Here is an 18,193-nt window from a genome sequence, read left to right on the forward strand (position 1 = left end):
CCCGGCTCACAGCCCCAGCGGAAAGCTGACGTTGAACAGGAAGGTGTCGCCGGGGATCCGGTTTCTCGCGTCGAATTCGTGGAAGAACCGCGCTTCGAAACTGACCGGGATGCCGCTGATCTCGGCGGTATAGGCGATGGCAGGACCGATGGCCGAAACCTGACCTTCGAAATCGCCAAGCACCGCACCGCTGCCACTGTCGCCGTTGATCTGTTCGCAATAATAGCCCTGAAGCCCCGCCGAAAGGCCATTGGCAAAGGTCTTCATCACCGCGGCTTCCAGGTGGAACTCGTCGCCCGAGTGGTAATCGGTGTCGTCGTTGTTGCCGTTAAAGGTAACGCCCAGCGCCAGATCCGCCTGCCAGCCGCTGGCCGGATCGATCCATGTGAGCGCACCGGTGATATCCGTGGCCCAGCGGTTAAAGGCGACGTTGGCGACCCGCGACGCATCGTATTCGCCGACCGGGACGTTCACCAGCACGTTCAGCGAACTGAACCACGGCCCCGCGCCCCAGCCAAGCCCGCCACCCAACACCGGATCGCCGATCACGGTATTGTCGTCACTGACCGCGCCCGACAAAACCCCTCCGCCCGGACCGGTCACAATTCCCGACGCGGAAACCGACTTGTTCCCAACCGGCAGAACCGCAAGAAAATAGGGGCGTCCGCCCATGATCGGCGCCATGTCAGGCGCCCAGATCACCGTCGACAAAGATACGAAGGCCGAAGCGTCGAAATCCAGCAACAGATTACCGTTGGCGCCAGTGACATTCGTGGTCGAGTTGCCATCGAAACCATAGAACTGCTGCATGAAATAGGTGCCGGGCGGTGGCACCGCCCCGCCCATCGTGGTCCGTGACCCGAGAATATAGAACCCGGCCCCGCCTTCGACCGCAACAGCCCGTTGGGGCGCTAAGGTGGCCGCAGCAATCACGCCGCAAAGGCCCAGCGCCCGAAGCCCGGACCCGACATGCACAGGCGGATGAAACTGGTTGTTCGTGACAGACATTTCTAACTCCCACTCAACAAGATGAACCCGCTGCCCGCACCAGACCGGCAACCGCGCAGCAAGACGTTGGACAAGCGCATTGAACCCCACACACACTCAACCTAGAATTGTAAATATGTCCCCGACATTCGGCAATCTTTTTGAATCATCGCAGCCGCAAACCGCCCCGTTGAAAAGGTTTTCATGAGCATCTCACACAACCGCCGCGAGGCTTGCGCCACTTGTTCCGTCATCGGCGGTCTTGCTCTTGCGGCGGCGCTTTGCCTAACCAGAGCCGCCCATGCCGAGGGGAACGGGATCGAGATTCCGGGCTTCCCCCAATTCTTCGCGCTCGGCATCGGAGCAGGGCCACGATACGCGGGGGCTGACGACAACACATGGGCCATCGCACCCGCCGGGCGGCTGAATTTCGGCGAAAGATATGCCAGCCTCGAAGCGAACTACCTCAGCATCAACCTGCTCGACCATCCGAACTGGCGCATCGGCCCCGCCGGTATCCTGCGCTTTGGCCGCTCGGATGCGGAAAGCGGTCTTTCCGATATCTCGATGTCGCTCGATCTCGGTGGCTTTGTCGCTTTTGAAACCAGCAGCGATGACCCGAGAAACCGCTGGCGCTTTGCCGGGGGTATCCTTCAGGACGTCACCGGCGTACATGATGGCCATGTCGCCGATGTCAGCATCCGCCGCTGGCTGCCAGCGGGCCGCTACGGGGCGCTCGGTCTCGGTCTGGCCGCAAGCTGGGGGTCGGGGCAGTACATGAATACCTATTTCGGCGTCGACGCCACCGATGCTGCCCTGATCGGGATCGGAGAGTTCCTTCCCGGTTCCGGCTGGCGCGACATTCGCGCATCGATCTACTTTGTACAGCCCGTCAGCACGGAATGGGCAGTCGGCGCCGGCCTCCTCTATAGCCGCCTGATCGACGATGCCGCCAACAGCCCCGCAACGGAATCCGCAGGCCAGCTTTTCTTCGGGATCGGCGTCGCCCGTGCGTGGTGACCCGTGGGTCCAGCTTCCCTAAACTGTCGGATCGCAAGCGCAAATCCCGCTCAAGTTGCTCAAGTCAAGCCAGAATTACCTAAAGTTGTAATTTTCGGCGGAATTTGGTATGCTGTAATAGTATTTGGAGGGAATCATGAAGAAATTTTCTATCGCATTGTTCGTGGTTACCGTTCTTGCTGCAGCGTCAATTACAGTCGCAGGCGGGGGCGCTCAGGCGGGTAATCCGTGTAATCCAAAACAGCAGAAATGCGGATGATTGCTGGTTATAATTAGGTTCCCACAGCTATTTCATCGCAGTGGGGTGGTTAAATGGAAAACGCTTTCAGGGACATCTGGCCCGAAGGGCTTGTTCCTTCTTTGTGGAATGACAATCTTCTCAAGAATGAACTCGCGCCGGATGTCCCTTTTTCTGGCCTGACTTTTAATTGGGATTTCGTTTTCGCATTCATTGCCGGGTCGATCATTATCATGATCTTTGCCTGGCGGCGATTTCGCGAACATTCCTACGATCAGAAGTCGCTCGATTACCGGGTGATGCAGCATCTGGCACCGACCGACCTGCGCGCCCGCAGCCCGATGGGGCGCGCCTATTTCGTTTATGTCTCCTGCATCCTCTTCGTCTATCTCAGCCTCACCTTTTTCGGAGAGCTTATCTTTCATCTGCTCAACATGAGCCCGGTGGCCGGTATCCAGATGGACACCAGCAACATCGACCTCGACAATCCAAATTGGCCGCTGACGCTGGCCTTTGGCTTTGCCGGGTTCCTGCCGCTGTTCCGCATTCTGCAGGTCCCCGAGGAATGGCTGCGCATCGCCACCCACCAGCTTGTGGGCATCCCTACAAGGATCGAGGCGCATACGCGCAATTTCATCGCCCGGCTGCAAAGCGGCGGTTACTACGACAAAACCCCGATGCTGCGGCGCGAAACCAAAGATGGCGTCGAACCGGTGCCCGAAGAGGTGCCCGCCTGGATACATACCCATTTCGGCGTCACCGAAGACCCGATCAAGTTCTACAACCGGCGCGACGAGATCGAGCTGATGGTGTCATGGCTCAAGGACGAGCGCATCGGCAACTGGCCCGAAACCGGCATCCGCCAGAAACTCGCCCCCCTGCAGGAAGAGCTGATGGCCGAGGCGGTGAGCCTGCTTGGCGAATTCGAAAGCCTCATCGTTCAGGATTACGAGAAACCCTCGCGCGAAAGCATCGCCCGCCATAAATCCAAGGATACCGACGCGCTCGCCGCGCACCAGCAGATGCTGCGCAAGAAATTCCGCGAAGCCACCGAAAAGATGGAAAAACTGCGCGATGAGCTGGCCTCGCTTTTTACCGTCTATGCGGAACGTGACGGCGATTTCGACGCGGTGCTGAACCCCGACCTGCGCAGGCTTCTGCGCGAAACCTTCCCGGAGCTGCACGCCGCGCCGGGGCTGGAACGAAACCTTGCCTTTTCCGTCTTTCTGCTGGTCGGCGTGGCCTATGCGATTTTCATCTGGCAGCACTTGCACCCCACCCTGACATGGAAGCCGCCAAGCCCGCCGCTGATCTTCTGGACCGCCACGGTCGAGACTCTCAAGACCGCCTCGCTGTTCCTGTTCCCGATCACAGCCGTCATGTACTGGCGCTTCTTCCTCGTCGATCATCAGGTGCATCGCGGGACGAGCGCCCTGCTCAGCCCCCGGCAAAGATGGACAAACATGGTGCCGCTGCGCCTGTCCTACCGCATCCTGTCGCAGGTGATCCGCATCATCTGCATCGCGGGCGTGATCGCGCTTCTCGGGCTGGTAGGCACCGCCTTCCTGTCCTCCGTCGTGATATCCGAGGACAAGCGCGAGCTGTTCTTCAACTTTCTGCGCCAGCCGACACCTTTCGTGCTCTACTATGCCTCATACGCCCCGATCGGCGTGGTGCAGGCGCTTTGCGCGGTCTTTGTCGTGGAATGGGCGCGGTCGCCCAAGCCAACCCGTTCCGGCGCGATTATCACCGTCGCCGTATTCAACGCGCTGGTGACGGTCGCGCTTTACTACGGGATCACCGCCGCGTGGTCCCTGTCATGGGACGCGACCGAGCAAGCCTATGCAACCTATTCCTGCACCGAAAGCGATATGGTCTACGGCGAATATTACCTTTTTGATTTCTTCCGCGGGTCAGGCGCAACCGGCAAGGGCTTTACCTCCTGCTTCTACGAATATTTCGGTCTCGATTACCTCGTGTACACGTTGCTGCCCTTCCTTGTGGTCTGTTTCGCATGGGCCCGTGCCCATCGCACAACGGAAGCCGTCCCCGAAAGGAAAACCACCGGCCCCGACGCTGCTCTCGCCGCCAAGGCCGCTGCCGCCGCAGCCCTCGCGCTGAGCCTCGCAAGCCTAGTCCCGGCACCGGCCGGTGCAGAGGCGGATGACCGCGAACAGCGGATCGACATATTGCTCGGCTTTCGCGAAGATGCCGAGCCATTCTCCTACCGGATGGAATCCGGCGACGATGACTCGCAGTACATCGGCTATATCGCCGACCTCTGCCATTACATCTTCAACAGCAGCAAATACGTGGTTCACCAGACCCGGATCACCGCCGATACCCGCATCAGGCGCCTGAAGGCCCCGCCTCCGGCTGGCGCGCCGCCACGACGTTTCGACCCCGACACCGACGATCCAGACACGGCGGGCGTGGATGTGATCTGCGATCCGATCACCGTGCGCTACCAGCGCCCTGCCGGGCTCGAGGAAAGGGACTATGACGGGATCTTCTCGCCCATCGTCTTCACCTCGGGCGTGTCCTACCTTGAACGCGACGGCAGCGGCAGCGCACTTGGCCCCACCTATCTCGGATTCATCAAGGACACGACCTCCGAGGAAATTGTCCGGCAGGCCTGCGAAATCGACCTTTTCGATGTCCGGAACCGCAGCGACCCACAGGGAAATTCGATCGACCCCTGCGCCGGGATATCCGACTCCGATCCGGCCAACCCGGTGGCCGATTGCGCAAGCCGGTCCGAGAAAACCCTCGGCCCGCCTGAACCGGTTGACCCGCATTACGTCTTCTGCGCGATGAGCCTGCACAACGATGCGATCAGCTGGTTCTGCAGCGAACGCGAAGGCCGCCCGCACCGGATCTACTTTGGCGACCGCGACATCATCGTGGCCAAGCTCCGCGCGTGGAGACGCTCGGGACGGCCCTGCCCCGGTAGCGAGATCCGGGTCAAGGACAAGGCCTATTCCTATGAGCCCTATGCCCTGCTGGTATCAAAGAACGATCCCGACCTGATCCAGCACGTGCAGCAGCGCATCTACGAATTCTTCTCGCACAGCACCAAGGCCAAGGGCCTGTTCGAGACCTATTTTCCCGGCCAGCGCTTCTCGCGCCCGCTTGCCTATCTCTTTCTGCTGAATGCGGTGGATCAGGAATACCACTATTCCAGCCCTGACCGTTTCTTGTCATCACAGGGGCAGAAGACACCGCCCGTCAAGGGCCAACCGCCTGAAGATGCGGATGAAATCGCCACGCAATAGCTTTTCGGCCTCTGCTCAAGACAGGCGCAAATAATTCCTGACATATTCTTGACAAAAATTGTCAGAATCGGTAACCGGTGAGCAGCTAGGCACGGACCCCGCAAGGCGGCGGTCCAGCCGCGCGACCCAGATGGTCGCGACAGGAACCCAGCCCGTTCAGTAAAGCCTCGCAACGCGGGCAAAACAGGTTTTCGGTCCGTTCCCGTCGCTGGCACTCCCCCACCGATCAGGGCGCTGACCATACAGGAGACGCCATGACCATCACCATCACCACCGGCAACGACAGCGTTACCGATTTTCTCGCATATCTCGATACCTTCGATGCCGCGTTCACCCCGGCAGGACGAGGCACCTTTTCGGACGGGCTTCAGGGCGATTACGCGGGCGCGGAATCCGACATCACAGGTACCGCCGACCCGACCTCGCAGGCCTATATCCTGCGCGGAGAGATCGTCTACAGCATGACCACCCACACCCTGTCCGGCCCGGTCAGCGGCGTCGATCTCGGCTATGGCGCGACGCTCTCGAACAGCGCCCTTGCGCTTGACCAAAGCGACTACAGCGTCTCTTTCGATCCTGAAATCAGCAACGAAGACGACGCCCATGACATGATCTACGGCTTCTTCGGCATGTCTGACGATGGTTCCGACCGCTCCGACTTCCTCGCCAGTTACATCAAAACCGACAGCGTCGACTTTACCGGTGCGAATGGCGATGACAGCTTCAAGGGCTACCGTTTCGACGACGTCCTGACCGGCAAGCGCGGCGACGATGTGCTCAAGGGCGGTGCTGGCGACGACGTGCTCAAGGGCGGCCGCAACGGCGATACGCTCAAGGGCAACAAGGGCGACGATACGCTAGACGGCGGTAACGGCCACGACACCCTGATCGGTGGCAAAGGTGCCGACACGCTGATCGGCGGCAAGGGCAAGGACGTGCTGACCGGTGGCAAGGGACGTGACACCTTCGTCTTCGAGGACAACATCGGCAAGGACAAGATCACCGATTTCACTTCGGGCCGCGACAGCCTCGACTTCTCGAACTTCGATGGCGAAGCCACCAGCTTTGACGAATTCCTTTCCGCCGCCGTCGAGCGTGGCAACAAGATCGTCTATGACTTTGGCGATGATGGCGACAACCTGATCGTCCTGCTCGACACCAGCCTCGACGACCTGTCGGCGAACGACTTCATCTTCTGATATCTGAAAACCGGCAAGGGCAGCACGCGACTGTCCTTGCCGTCACCCCGCGTGCTTTTCATAGGCGCGCAGGAACATCGCCACCGCCGATTGCACAAGCGTCTCTATCTCGGCGGTTGACGGCGGGGTTTCCCTTTTCCCGAACAGTCTTGCCCGCCAGATGCCCGCACAGACCAGTTCCGAGAACTGGCTCGCGGCAAGGTCGATATCCGGAATATCCACTCGCCCGGCGGCACTCTCGCGTTCCAGTAGTTCGGCAAGCGAGGCATTGTTCCGCCGCGCCGCCACATCGTAGAAACGCGCCCCGACTTCGGGCATCCGCTCGACAATCCCGGCCACGATCCGCTGCGACCGGATCACCCGGTCCGAACACAGGACCTCGACCATGAGCCGCCCGAAAAGCACCAGTTTCTCGCGCAACGGCAGATCCTGCTTCAGCAGGGCTTCGATACCCTCGAACATCCGGTCTCGCTCTTCCGCGACCAGCGCCTCGAAAAGATCTACCTTGTCCGTGAAATAGACATAGAGTGTGCCCTTGGACACGCCCGCCGCACGACAGACCTCGTTCATGCTGGTCGCGTCGAACCCGTTCTCCATAAAGCACTGCATCGCGCCCTTCAGGATCTGGCCCCGTTTGGCCGGGTCCTCTCCTGCCGCATGGCGACGGTAGCGGGTCTTCACCTTGCCCGCCGCATCACCCTCGCAACGGGATGTGTTTGCCGGTTTCTCCGCCATTGATCCCCCCAGATCGGATAACGGGATCATAATCGAACCAACCGGTACGATAAAGCGCTGATTGGGCGACGGCTATCTTCCGCTTACAGCATGTCACGCGGAATGTCGCAGACCCAGTTTTCCTCATGCGCGATCCGTTCGCCTTCTTTCGCGACGAGATGCGCCCGGATCTGGAAGTGGCTCGCCGTCGCCGTGATCTCGGTTTCAGTCCGGCTGGTCATATGCCAGTCGTCACGCGACAGTTCCATGTCCCAGACCACATGTCCCATGAACGACCGCCAGTCGTCGCCCCTGAACCCGTATGTCTCGACCACCCGCGCGCCCGTCACCAAACCACTGTCGGCAAACCGAATACGCCCCTCATCCTCGGAAATCACCACTCGCGCTTCCCCGGACGAAAGGCTCTCGATCACCTGCCAGTCGAACTTGGGAGGCGACAGGGTCTCAGCGTCCATCGGCGGCGCCCCCTTGGGCGTGCCCAGATCGCGCGGCGTCGGTTCCTGGCGGATCGCCCGCACCGGCAGCATCAACCGGCTGGCCCCGGTATCGACCGACAGAGTCACGGGCACCGGCGCGGGCCATGCAATCGGGAAATAGCTGGTCGAGATCGAAAGCCGCAGCCGATGCCCCGCCCGGAAAGTCTGTGCCACATGCTTGAAGGGCACAGTCGCGGTGTAGACCTCGCCCGGCACCAGCTCTTCCGGCGTTTCGTGGCTGTCGCGATGGGTGAGGTTCAGCAAGCCATAGCTCACCCGCGTTGCCGCCCCATCCGGCGCCACATCCACCAGCCGCGCCGCCACCTGCGCAACCGGGCGATCCACGGTGAAGGTCAGCTCAAGCGCCGCATCCCCGGCGATTTCCAGCGCCTCGGCCAGCGGCTCGGTTTCAAACACCAAAGAGCCTGCATCGTCACGCCGCTGATCCACCGGTTGATCGCCAGGCTTGGCGTAGGAACACCATTTGCCCCCGGCAAGCCCGGTCTCCAGCGGCGACCGGATCGACAGCATCCCGCCGCCCTCACCGCCCAGAACCCCATCCGCGCCCAGCGCGTAAGGGGTGCGCGTCACGTTCGGCGAGGGCCACGACGGTTCCTCCACCCAGCGCCCCTCGCGATGGGTGTAATAGCCTGCCGGCGCCGCATGATCCTGCATATAGAGCCGCAGTTGCGGTTCCTCCATGATCCCGGTCTCGCGCCCTTTGAGCCACTTGTCCCACCAGCGCAACTCCTCCGCTGCCCAGTCAATCGCCGGTCCGGGCACCCCGATATGCGGGTATTTATGCGACCACGGCCCGACCAGCCCTTTCTTTGGCCCCTGCAACGTCTCCATCAGCCGGAAGACGGTGCGGCAATAGCCATCCGCCCAACCGCTCACCGCATAAACCGGCACCTTGATGCGCGAGATATCCTCGCAGACCGAGCCGTGTTTCCAGAATTCATCGCGGCGCTGATGTTCAAGCCAGTTCTTCAGCCACAGTCCCGAGCCCTTCAGTCGCTCCATCCACATGTCGCGCCACTTGTCGCCCACCAGAGCCGGGTCCGGTGGCAGGGTATTGATCGCGAACATGTTCGACGCCCATGAAATCTGATCGACCACCATGGTGCCGCCCATGTAATGGACGTCATCGGCATAGCGGTCGTCGGTCGAGGCAACCGACACGACTGCCTTGAGCGCGGGCGGCTGCAGCGCCGCCACCTGCAAGCCGTTGAAACCGCCCCAAGAAATCCCGACCATGCCGACATTTCCGTCGCACCAGTCCTGCGCCGCCATCCATCCGATGATGTCGCAGCCGTCCTGCAATTCCTGCGCGGTATATTCATCGACCATCAGCCCCTCGGATTCCCCAGTGCCGCGTATGTCGACCCGCACATAGGCATAGCCCCGCGCTGCGATGTAAGGCGCGCGCACCGCATCGCGATACAGCGTCCCATCGCCTTTGCGATAGGGAAGGTATTCAAGGATCGCGGGCACCGGCGTGCCATCCGCCGGCCGCCAGATCCGCGCGGCCAGAATACACCCGTCCGGGAGGGTGATCTCTACGTGGCGGCTCTCGCTGACTTCGTGCAGATTGGGCAGGTTTCGGTCCATGTAACGGCTTCCTTTCGGATATTTGCCGCTGAATGACACAGGCCCCGCGAGGGCGCAACGTTGCCCGGATCTAGCCCAGATACTGCCGCAGCGCCTCGGGCGGATTGGCCAGTATTTCACCGGTTGCAACAGGCGCATCGGCGCGGCCCTCGGTGACCAGTATGATCCGATCCGCGATCCGGCGCGCGTCGTCGGGATCGTGGCTGACCATCAGCAGCGTCTTGCCCGTCTCGTCCGCCAGCGTGCGCACCAGATCAAGCATCTCGCGCCGCAGCGCCGGTCCCAACGCCGCAAAGGGTTCGTCGAGCAACAGCAGCGGACGGTCCTGCACCAGCACACGCGCCAGCGCCGCGCGGCTCTGCTGCCCACCCGAAAGCGCAGCAGGTCGGCGCTCCTCCATCCCCTGCAACCCGACCCGTCCCAGCGCCTGACGCACCTGTTCCCTCTCGGCCGCCGAGAGCCGCAGGTCAGGGCGCAGCCCCAGACCGACATTCTCCGCGACGCTTAGGTGCGGAAACAGGTTGCCGTCCTGAAACAGCATCGCCACCGGGCGCTCTCCCGGAATCTCTGCCGTGATGTCCTGCTCCTGCCACAGCATCCGACCCCGGATCACCGGGTAAAACCCGGCAATCGCCCCGATCAGGGTCGATTTGCCCGCGCCAGACGGCCCGATGACCGCGATCTTTTCGCCGGGCTCGACTGCCCAATCGGCGTCCATCTCGAACCCGCCATTGTCGATGCGCACCTGTTCAAGCTGCAACATGCCAGCGCCCTCCACGATCCAGTACCCAGAACAACCCCACCGACAGCGCCAGCAGCAACAGCCCCGCGCCCGAGGCCGCCTGCATCTGGTAGGCTCCCATCAGCCGGTAAATCTGCAGGGGCAGCGTCGCCACATCGGTTTCGGCAAAAAGTGCAATAACCCCAAGATCACCCATCGACAGCGCGGCGACCAGCCCGGCGGCAAAGCCAATCTGCGGCCGCATCCGGGGCAGGATCACCAGCCGCAGAAAGGTCAGCCCGCGCATGTTCAGGCTCAGCGCCAGCCGCCCCTGCACCGACAGCACCTCACGCGCGGCGGGCACAAGAATACGCAGCGCAAAGGGCAAGCCCATCACCGCGTTCACCCCCGCCGTCACAGGCAGGGCCAGCGCAAACGGGTCGGCAATCGGGTTCACGATCAGGAAAAGCCCGGTACCGATCACCAGTGGCGACACCGCAAGGCCCAACAGACCGGCGAGTTCGACCGACCCACGCCCCGCCGCAATCGCCAGCGCCATCGGCAAGGCAACCAGCAGCATCACGGCGGTACTGCCCAGCGCGACGCCCAGCGACACCAGCGCCGCGCGACCAACGCTTGCGGGCAGGCGCAGCAACCCCGGCACGCCCTCGGCCACGATGGCAAGCATCGGCAGCAGCAGGAACAGCCCCGCCGCCACGATCAAAGTGCTATCGAGTATACGCGCCCCGCGCCCCGCGGCGTCCCAGCGCTGCACGGGCCGATCCAGCCCCGCGCCCAACCCGTCGCCCGAGGCGACACGCAGCGCGATCAGCGCCGCGCCAAGAGTCAGCGCGATCTGCACCACCGACAGCAACGCCGCGCGGCCAAGATCGAAATCGAAGGTAAACGCCTGATAGATCGCCAGTTCGATCGTGGTGGCACGCGGCCCCCCACCCAAGGTCAGCGCCACCGCGAAACTGGTCAGGCAGATCGCAAAGATCACCGCCAGCGCACCGGGCACCACCCGCGCCAGCATCGGCCGTTCGATCAGTCGCCAGATCACCCGCGACCCGGCACCAAGCTGTGCGGCAAGCCGGAAATGCTCGGCGGGAATATCCTGCCAGCCCTGAAGGATCAGACGCGTCGCCAGCGGCAGGTTAAAGAACACATGGGCAAGCACCACACCGTGCAGCCCGTAGACCTGTACCGGCGGCAGGCCCATCAGTCCAAGGCCCTGACTGATCCAGCCATTGCGTCCGAACACGGCAAGCAAGCCCAGAACCGCGACAATCACCGGCAGGATAAACGGCGCGCCCAGCAGCGTGATCAGGACCGAACGCCCGGCGAACCGCCGCCGCGCGAGCGCCCGCGCCACCGGCACGGCCAGCACCACGCTGATCACCGCCGAAAGCACTGCTTGCCAGACGGTGAACCGGATCGCCGCCCAATCGGCGCGCACCAGCCCCGCGCCGGCCTCGGCCCGCAGGAAAACGGCCAGCAACGGGCCAAGGATCAGCACGGCGACCATTGCCGCCGCGCCCAGCCCGGGCCTGCCGCTGACCGGAGAGATTACTGGCTGAGCGCGGTCAGCCATTCATTCAGCGCCTCGTCCCTTGCGGCCTGCACCTCTGCCGGGGGCAGCAGCAGGGATTTGCGCGGCTCGACCAGACCCTCGAACCCTTCGGGCAGACCGTCGCCCGGTATCACCGACGGGTACATCCAGTTGGTCGTCGGAATCACCGACTGGAAAGCATCCGTCACCATGAATTGCAGGAACTGTTCGGCCAGTTCAGGCTGGTCGCTGGCCGCCAGCTTTGCGGCAACCTCGACCTGCATGTAATGGCCTTCATCAAAGGCGGCGGCTTCCTTGGTGTCGTCGTCTTCGGCAATGATGTGATAGGCGGGCGAGGTGGTATAGCTCAGCACCATGTCGGCCTCGCCGTCCAGAAACAGCCCATAGGCCTCGGACCAGCCCTTGGTCACGGTCACGATATTATCCGCCAGATCGGCCCAGACCTGCGCGGCGTCCTCACCATAGGCCGCCTTGACCCACATCAGCAGGCCCAGCCCCGGCGTCGAGGAACGCGGATCCTGAATCAGGATCTTCATGTCGCTCTTCGCAAGCTCAAGGAAATCCTGCGGCGGGGTCACGCCCTTGTTGTGAATAAAGGCGAAATAGCCCCAGTCATAGGGCACGAATGTATCGCTTTCCCATGCGACGGGCAGGTCGTATTCGACATCGACCTCGCTTGGCGTGAACAGGCCTGAATCCTCGGCCGAGGCCATCAGGTTCGTATCCAGCCCCAGCACGACATCCGCATCGCTGCGCGCCCCTTCAAGCTTGAGCCGCGCCAGCAGCGAAGCACCATCGCCCGCGCTGACGAATTTCAGATCACAGCCGCATTCGGCTTCGAACGCTTTTTCGATCTGCGGGCCAGGACCCCATTCCGAGACGAAACTGTCATAGGTGTAAACGGTCAGTTCCGGTGTCTGGGCGGCAAGACCCGTGGCACAGAATACGCCCGCTGCAAATGTAAGATACTTCATTGCATCCTCCCTTTTGCGGCGACAGGGCAAGGGGTGGCGCGATGTCCATACCTTCCCTCCGCCAGTGCTAACTGGTTCAGGTTCAACGGGTCTGCTCGCGCATCTCAGCCACTTGGCCCCCCGAGGTAGGTCGCACCCTATGCCCTGCGGCCAACAGCTACAAGGGGGGCGCAATCAGCGAAACGCTGCACGCGCGATGCACAGGGTGTGTACAGGTTGTGTACGGGGATCACCGCGGTTTTCCGTGCCCTTATCCGCCAAGCAGCGGCGCGAATTCCTCGACCACGCGCTCATAAACCTCGCGTTTGAACGGCACGATATTGGGCACAAGATCCGCCACCGGCAGCCAGCGCCATTCCGAGAATTCGGGATGTTCGGTGGCAATATCGATCTGCGCATCTTCGCCGGTGAACCGCATCAGGAACCATTTCTGCTCCTGCCCCCGATACCGGCCCTTCCAGATGTTCGGCACCAGCTCATGCGGCAGGTCATAGGGCAGCCACAGCTCGCTTTCGCCGATGATCTCGACAAGGTCCGAGGTCACCCCGGTCTCTTCCCAAAGCTCCCGCAGCGCCGCATCGCGGGCCTCTTCGCCCTTGTCGACCCCGCCCTGCGGCATTTGCCAGGCGTCCTGATCGCGGTCCCGGCGCTGGCCGACGAAAACCTCGCCCAACTCGTTGACCAGCATCACTCCGACGCAGGGCCGGTAAGGCAGTTTGGCAATCTCTTCCGGGGTCATGGTCGGCCTCTTCCGCTGCGGTCTGATCTGACGCGTTAATCTGCGCCCCAGACCTGCCGCAAGCCCGGCCCCGTTGCAAGCGTCAGCGGCTTACCGCCACGGCCCGTTGCCATTGCCACGTCCCCGACGTTGTCCGGACGAAGGAATGGAGGACCGCGATGCCACCGATTCAGGCACGCTTTCATGACCATAACCTTGAGCCGCCATCGCCTTCAGCGCCGCCACGCGGTTCTCAGTCGCGGGGTGAGTCGAAAACAGCTTGTCCCGTCCGCCGCCATGCAGCGGATTGATGATAAACATATGCGCCGTGGCGGGATTGTTCTCGGCGGCGACATTGTCGATGCGCGAGGCTCCCTGCTGGATACGCTCCAGCGCCGAGGCCAACCAGAGCGGCTGACCGCAGATCTGCGCCCCCGCCTTGTCGGCGGCATATTCCCGGGTGCGGCTGATCGCCATTTGCACCAAAGCCGCCGCAAGCGGCGCGAGGAACATCATCAAGAGCGTGCCGACAATCCCCATCCGCTCTCGACTGCCACCAAAGAACAGCGCGAAATTCGCGAGCATGGAAATCGCACCGGCAAAGGTGGCTGTCACGGTCATGATCGCCGTGTCATGGTTGCGAATATGGGCCAGCTCATGCGCGATGACGCCGGCCAGCTCTTCGCGCGACAGGCTCTGCATCAGCCCCGAGGTCACCGCCACGGCGGCGTTCTGCGGATTGCGCCCGGTGGCAAAGGCATTCGGCTGCGGCGTATCGATCAGGTAGACGGCGGGCATCGGCAGCCCTGCATTCTCGGCCAGCCGCGCCACAAGATCGTTAAGACCAAGCCGGTCCCCCGACGCGACGGGCTTGGCGTTATGCATCCGCAAGACCATCTTGTCGGAATTCCACCAGGTAAAGACATTCATGAGAGCCGCCACGACCAGCGCGATCAGCGCGCCGCCGGTACCGCCCAGCAAATAGCCCAGCCCCATGAAAAGCGCCGTCAGCGCCGCCATCAGCATGGCCGTCTTGACATATCCCATCTTTCGATCTCCAGACTTCGTCCCCGCAAGGGACAGGAAAAATATAGGAACGGCCCGTGTCAGCACAATATCGGCAGGCATGTCCCTGCCGTTAATGGGCGCCGTTTCCCTAGAATACCTGAAAGAAACCCTTTTGTTCCCCGCCTATTCGCGGCAGCCTGACTGGAAAGACGCCAGATATTCCAGCCACGGGGCCGCATTTGGACATTCTTTCGGGGGTCAACTGGACCTCTTTCATGATTGCGATGTTCGTCATCGAACTCACGCCGGGGCCGAACATGGGCTGGCTTGCCGCGCTCTCGGCGCAAACCGGCAGGCGAGCGGGCATGATCGCCGTGCTTGGCATCACCATCGGGTTGTCTGTGCAGGTCGCCGCCGCCGCCACGGGGCTTAGCGCCATCGCGGCAGCGTCGGACTGGCTCTATCACCTGCTGCGATGGGCCGGGGTAGGCTATATGGTCTACCTCGCCTGGTGTGCCTGGGCTGAAAGCGCCGAAGGCGTGCCGCCGATCCGCGACGAAAACGCCTTTCGCCGGGGCCTGATCTCCAACCTGCTGAACCCCAAGGCGCTGGTGTTTTACATGGTAGTGATCGGACAGTTCACCTCGCCGCAGGCCGGGCCGATCTGGCTGCAAACGCTGCTGCTGGGCGGGTTACACGTGCTGACCGCGCTGATCGTGCATTCGGCCATCGTTTTGCTTGGCGCGATGATCGGCACGCGCCTTGCGTCCTGGCAAAGCTCGGTTCCGGTGCGGCTGGCCTTCGCCCTGTCGCTGCTTGCCATCGCCATCTGGATCGCGATTTCCACCGGTACGATACCAAACGACATCGTCGATGACGCAGCGTAGCAGGTGACAAACCCGGCCGAGACGGCAATCTTCGCAACGGACATGCAGACAGGGAGCACGCAATGGCCACCTATCCGAACCTACTGAAACCGCTCGATCTTGGGTTCACGACGCTCAAGAACCGGGTGCTGATGGGCTCCATGCATACGGGGCTTGAGGAAACCGGCGACTGGAACCGCGTGGCCGAGTTCTATGCCGAGCGCGCCCGTGGCGACGTGGCCCTGATGGTGACTGGCGGCATTGGCCCCAATCTCGAAGGCTCGGTGGCGCCGGGCGCCGCGATGATGGTCAGCGAGGCGGATATCGAAAACCACAGCATCGTCACCGACCGCGTGCATCAAGCAGGCGGCAAGATCGCGATGCAGATCCTCCACGCCGGGCGCTATGCCTTTGGCCCCAAATGCGTCGCCCCCAGCGCTGTGAAATCCCCGATCTCGCCCTTTCCCCCGAACGAGCTGGACGAGGACGGGATCGAAAAGCAGATCGCCGATATTGTCGAGGCCGCCCGCAAGGCCAAGCTAGCCGGGTATGACGGGGTCGAGATCATGGGCAGCGAGGGCTATTTCATCAACCAGTTCCTCGTCACCCACACCAACAAGCGCACCGACCACTGGGGCGGGTCTTACGAAAACCGGATGCGCCTGCCAATTGAGGTCGTGCGCCGCACCCGCGAGGCGACAGGCACCGATTTCATCATCATCTACCGGCTTTCCATGATCGACCTCGTCCCCGACGGATCGACATTCGACGAAGTGGTTCAGCTGGCGCAGGAAATCGAAAAAGCCGGGGCCACCATCATCAACACCGGCATTGGCTGGCACGAGGCGCGCATCCCCACCATTGCCACCAGCGTTCCCCGCGCGGCCTTTGCATGGGTCACCAAGAAGCTGATGGGCAAGGTCGGCATCCCGGTCATCACCTCGAACCGGATCAACACGCCCGAAGTTGCCGAAGAAGTGCTCTCCACCGGCTGCGCCGACATGGTCTCTCTTGCCAGACCAATGCTGGCGGACGCCTATTTCGTGGCCAAGGCGGCACGTGGCGAAGCCAGCCATATCGCCCCCTGCATCGCCTGCAATCAGGCCTGCCTCGATCACACATTTGGCGGCAAGCTGACATCGTGCCTTGTGAACCCGCGCGCATGTCATGAAACCGAACTGCCGATCGAACCGGCCACCGACATCAAGACGCTTGCCGTCGTGGGCAGCGGTCCGGCGGGCCTGTCGACCGCGATCACCGCCGCCGAACGGGGCCACAAAGTCACGCTTTTCGACCAGTCGGACGAGATCGGCGGCCAGCTCAACATGGCCAAGCAGATCCCCGGCAAGGAAGAATTCTGGGGCCTCGTCGACTGGTATCGCGCAATGGTCACCGACCTCGGGATCGAGGTAAAGCTGAACACAACCGCCACGCCCGAAATGCTGGGCGGTTTCGATGAGGTGGTGATCGCCACCGGCGTGCTGCCGCGCGATCCGGAAATTCCCGGTCAGGACGGGCCGAACGTGGTGAACTATATCGACGTGCTGAGCGGTAATGCCAAGGTCGGCCACAAGGTCGCGGTGATCGGCGCGGGCGGCATCGGTTTTGACGTGTCCGAATTCCTCGCCCATGAAGGCACCAGCCCGACCGTGGACCTGCCGCTGTGGATGAAGGAATGGGGCGTCACCGACCCGGCCGAGCATCGCAGCGGCCTTGCCCCCGAAGGCCCCCAGCCCGAGGAACCGGCGCGCGAAATCACCCTGCTGCAACGCAAGAAGACCAAGCACGGCAAGGGACTAGGCAAGACAACCGGCTGGATTCACCGCGCCGCGCTTAAAATGAAGGACGTGAATTTCGTCGGCGGCGTGAACTATGAAAAGATCGACGCGCGCGGGCTACACGTCAGCTTTGGCGAGGCGCGCGAGAACCCGACCGTGATCGAGGTCGATACCATCGTGCTCTGCTCTGGTCAGGTGTCGGAACGCAGCCTTGCCGATGCGCTTGAGGCACAGGGCACCAAGGTCCATGTGATCGGCGGCGCCGATGTGGCCGCCGAACTTGACGCGAAACGCGCCATCAATCAGGGCACACGGCTCGCCGCCGCGCTATAGCTCGTCATGCGCCGCAAGACTGTCTTGCGGCGCTTGTTCCCGGTCGAACATCCCGTAGTCGCGGATCACATGGGCCACCCGCAGCCGGTAGTCCGAGAACACGCCCTTGCGCCCGCGGGATTGAGCGGCCCGATGCCGGGTCAGGCTGCGCCATTCCTGTACCGCCTTTTCGTCGCGAAAGAACGAAATAGACAAGAGCTTGCCCGGGGTGGTCAGGCTCTGGAACCGCTCGACCGAGATAAACCCGTCGATCTGCTCGACCAGCGGGAGCATGCTCGCGGCGATATCAAGGTATTCCTCCTTGCGGCCTTCGGCGGGTTCGACTTCGAAAATGATGGCGATCATGCGGGGTCTCCATGTGGGGCCGAGGCCAGTTTCAACCATGTCCGGTCCTCGCGTAGCAAAAACCGCTCGCGCTGAGCGAATTCGTAGTTCTCGCGTCCCAGCGGATCGGCGGCCAGCCGGGCGCGGTAGGCTTCGTAATCGGACAGGCTTTTGACGTTATAGATGCCATACGCCAGTGTCGAAGAGCCTTCGTGCGGGGCATAATAGCCGACAAGATCGGCACCGCAGCGCGGAATCGCCTGCCCCCAGTTGCGCGCATATTCTTCGAACTGCGCCTTTTTCACCGGGTCGATCTGATAGCGGATGATACATGTCAGCATAGTGGTTTCCTTTCCT

Annotated in this window: 15 protein-coding genes and 1 riboswitch; of the genes, 5 read left to right on the forward strand and 10 right to left on the reverse strand. The window is 62.3% G+C overall.

Annotated elements, in window-relative coordinates:
- Window positions 1-6: 6 nt before the first annotated feature.
- Window positions 7-1,008: a SphA family protein gene (locus tag MF268_RS23765; RefSeq protein WP_238373208.1), complete on the reverse strand. Its 1,002-nt coding sequence runs from the start codon at window positions 1,006-1,008 to the stop codon at window positions 7-9.
- A gap of 183 nt (window positions 1,009-1,191) precedes the next feature.
- On the opposite strand from MF268_RS23765, the gene MF268_RS23770 reads away from it, so the two are divergent.
- The 3 genes from MF268_RS23770 (at window position 1,192) to MF268_RS23780 (ending at window position 6,719) form a co-directional block, all read left to right on the forward strand.
- Window positions 1,192-2,007 carry a MipA/OmpV family protein gene (locus MF268_RS23770; RefSeq protein ID WP_238373209.1) on the forward strand — a complete coding sequence of 272 codons (816 nt, stop codon included), beginning with the start codon at window positions 1,192-1,194 and terminating at the stop codon, window positions 2,005-2,007.
- Window positions 2,008-2,319: 312 nt separating this feature from the next.
- Entirely contained in the window at window positions 2,320-5,520 is a 3,201-nt protein-coding gene (locus tag MF268_RS23775) for a type 2 periplasmic-binding domain-containing protein (RefSeq protein WP_238373210.1), read from the forward strand.
- 254 nt (window positions 5,521-5,774) lie between these two features.
- On the forward strand, window positions 5,775-6,719 hold the full coding sequence (locus MF268_RS23780; RefSeq protein ID WP_238373211.1) for a calcium-binding protein: 945 nt from the start codon (window positions 5,775-5,777) through the stop codon (window positions 6,717-6,719).
- Window positions 6,720-6,761: 42 nt separating this feature from the next.
- On the opposite strand, the gene MF268_RS23785 is transcribed toward MF268_RS23780, so the two are convergent.
- From MF268_RS23785 to htpX, 7 genes are all read right to left on the reverse strand, one after another.
- Window positions 6,762-7,454, reverse strand: a complete 693-nt coding sequence (locus MF268_RS23785) for a TetR/AcrR family transcriptional regulator (RefSeq protein WP_238373212.1) — start codon at window positions 7,452-7,454, stop codon at window positions 6,762-6,764.
- A gap of 83 nt (window positions 7,455-7,537) precedes the next feature.
- Window positions 7,538-9,541: a CocE/NonD family hydrolase gene (locus MF268_RS23790; RefSeq protein ID WP_238373213.1), complete on the reverse strand. Its 2,004-nt coding sequence runs from the start codon at window positions 9,539-9,541 to the stop codon at window positions 7,538-7,540.
- A 70-nt stretch (window positions 9,542-9,611) separates the two neighbouring features.
- Window positions 9,612-10,304, reverse strand: a complete 693-nt coding sequence (locus MF268_RS23795; protein ID WP_238373214.1) for a thiamine ABC transporter ATP-binding protein — start codon at window positions 10,302-10,304, stop codon at window positions 9,612-9,614.
- Window positions 10,291-11,856: a thiamine/thiamine pyrophosphate ABC transporter permease ThiP gene (locus tag MF268_RS23800; protein WP_238373215.1), complete on the reverse strand. Its 1,566-nt coding sequence runs from the start codon at window positions 11,854-11,856 to the stop codon at window positions 10,291-10,293. Before MF268_RS23800 ends, MF268_RS23795 begins: the two co-directional genes overlap by 14 nt.
- On the reverse strand, window positions 11,832-12,809 hold the full coding sequence (gene thiB, locus MF268_RS23805) for a thiamine ABC transporter substrate binding subunit (RefSeq protein WP_238373216.1): 978 nt from the start codon (window positions 12,807-12,809) through the stop codon (window positions 11,832-11,834). Before thiB ends, MF268_RS23800 begins: the two co-directional genes overlap by 25 nt.
- A 36-nt stretch (window positions 12,810-12,845) precedes the next feature.
- A riboswitch (TPP riboswitch) is annotated at window positions 12,846-12,942 on the reverse strand.
- Window positions 12,943-13,059: 117 nt separating this feature from the next.
- The gene (locus tag MF268_RS23810; RefSeq protein ID WP_238373217.1) at window positions 13,060-13,548 is read right to left on the reverse strand and encodes an RNA pyrophosphohydrolase; all 489 of its coding nucleotides are present in this window, start codon (window positions 13,546-13,548) and stop codon (window positions 13,060-13,062) included.
- Window positions 13,549-13,638: 90 nt separating this feature from the next.
- Window positions 13,639-14,574 (reverse strand): zinc metalloprotease HtpX, encoded by a 936-nt coding sequence (gene htpX, locus MF268_RS23815; protein WP_238373218.1) that lies wholly within the window; start codon window positions 14,572-14,574, stop codon window positions 13,639-13,641.
- Between the two features lie 200 nt (window positions 14,575-14,774).
- Between htpX and MF268_RS23820 the strand changes: the two genes are divergently transcribed.
- Together MF268_RS23820 and MF268_RS23825 are read left to right on the forward strand one after the other, a co-directional pair.
- On the forward strand, window positions 14,775-15,422 hold the full coding sequence (locus tag MF268_RS23820; protein ID WP_238373219.1) for a LysE family translocator: 648 nt from the start codon (window positions 14,775-14,777) through the stop codon (window positions 15,420-15,422).
- A 62-nt stretch (window positions 15,423-15,484) separates the two neighbouring features.
- The gene (locus MF268_RS23825; RefSeq protein WP_238373220.1) at window positions 15,485-17,512 is read left to right on the forward strand and encodes an NADPH-dependent 2,4-dienoyl-CoA reductase; all 2,028 of its coding nucleotides are present in this window, start codon (window positions 15,485-15,487) and stop codon (window positions 17,510-17,512) included.
- On the opposite strand, the gene MF268_RS23830 is transcribed toward MF268_RS23825, so the two are convergent.
- Both MF268_RS23830 and MF268_RS23835 read right to left on the reverse strand, forming a co-directional pair.
- A complete protein-coding gene (locus MF268_RS23830) occupies window positions 17,507-17,857 on the reverse strand; it encodes an antibiotic biosynthesis monooxygenase family protein (protein ID WP_238373221.1) in 351 nt (116 codons plus the stop codon). The two genes, MF268_RS23825 and MF268_RS23830, sit on opposite strands and share 6 nt — an antisense overlap.
- Window positions 17,854-18,177: an NIPSNAP family protein gene (locus MF268_RS23835; protein ID WP_238373222.1), complete on the reverse strand. Its 324-nt coding sequence runs from the start codon at window positions 18,175-18,177 to the stop codon at window positions 17,854-17,856. Before MF268_RS23835 ends, MF268_RS23830 begins: the two co-directional genes overlap by 4 nt.
- Between the last annotated feature and the right edge of the window lie 16 nt (window positions 18,178-18,193).

Origin of the sequence: Heliomarina baculiformis (assembly GCF_019966545.1) — a bacterium.
Lineage (GTDB): Bacteria > Pseudomonadota > Alphaproteobacteria > Rhodobacterales > Rhodobacteraceae > Heliomarina > Heliomarina baculiformis.

What these genes read in the sequence shown, in the direction of transcription:
- MF268_RS23765 (WP_238373208.1), bottom strand. Translation starts at nt 1,008, where the DNA reads ATGTCTGTCACGAACAACCAGTTTCATCCGCCTGTGCATGTCGGGTCC.
- MF268_RS23770 (WP_238373209.1), top strand. Translation starts at nt 1,192, where the DNA reads ATGAGCATCTCACACAACCGCCGCGAGGCTTGCGCCACTTGTTCCGTC.
- MF268_RS23775 (WP_238373210.1), top strand. Translation starts at nt 2,320, where the DNA reads ATGGAAAACGCTTTCAGGGACATCTGGCCCGAAGGGCTTGTTCCTTCT.
- MF268_RS23780 (WP_238373211.1), top strand. Translation starts at nt 5,775, where the DNA reads ATGACCATCACCATCACCACCGGCAACGACAGCGTTACCGATTTTCTC.
- MF268_RS23785 (WP_238373212.1), bottom strand. Translation starts at nt 7,454, where the DNA reads ATGGCGGAGAAACCGGCAAACACATCCCGTTGCGAGGGTGATGCGGCG.
- MF268_RS23790 (WP_238373213.1), bottom strand. Translation starts at nt 9,541, where the DNA reads ATGGACCGAAACCTGCCCAATCTGCACGAAGTCAGCGAGAGCCGCCAC.
- MF268_RS23795 (WP_238373214.1), bottom strand. Translation starts at nt 10,304, where the DNA reads ATGTTGCAGCTTGAACAGGTGCGCATCGACAATGGCGGGTTCGAGATG.
- MF268_RS23800 (WP_238373215.1), bottom strand. Translation starts at nt 11,856, where the DNA reads ATGGCTGACCGCGCTCAGCCAGTAATCTCTCCGGTCAGCGGCAGGCCC.
- thiB (WP_238373216.1), bottom strand. Translation starts at nt 12,809, where the DNA reads ATGAAGTATCTTACATTTGCAGCGGGCGTATTCTGTGCCACGGGTCTT.
- MF268_RS23810 (WP_238373217.1), bottom strand. Translation starts at nt 13,548, where the DNA reads ATGACCCCGGAAGAGATTGCCAAACTGCCTTACCGGCCCTGCGTCGGA.
- htpX (WP_238373218.1), bottom strand. Translation starts at nt 14,574, where the DNA reads ATGGGATATGTCAAGACGGCCATGCTGATGGCGGCGCTGACGGCGCTT.
- MF268_RS23825 (WP_238373220.1), top strand. Translation starts at nt 15,485, where the DNA reads ATGGCCACCTATCCGAACCTACTGAAACCGCTCGATCTTGGGTTCACG.
- MF268_RS23830 (WP_238373221.1), bottom strand. Translation starts at nt 17,857, where the DNA reads ATGATCGCCATCATTTTCGAAGTCGAACCCGCCGAAGGCCGCAAGGAG.
- MF268_RS23835 (WP_238373222.1), bottom strand. Translation starts at nt 18,177, where the DNA reads ATGCTGACATGTATCATCCGCTATCAGATCGACCCGGTGAAAAAGGCG.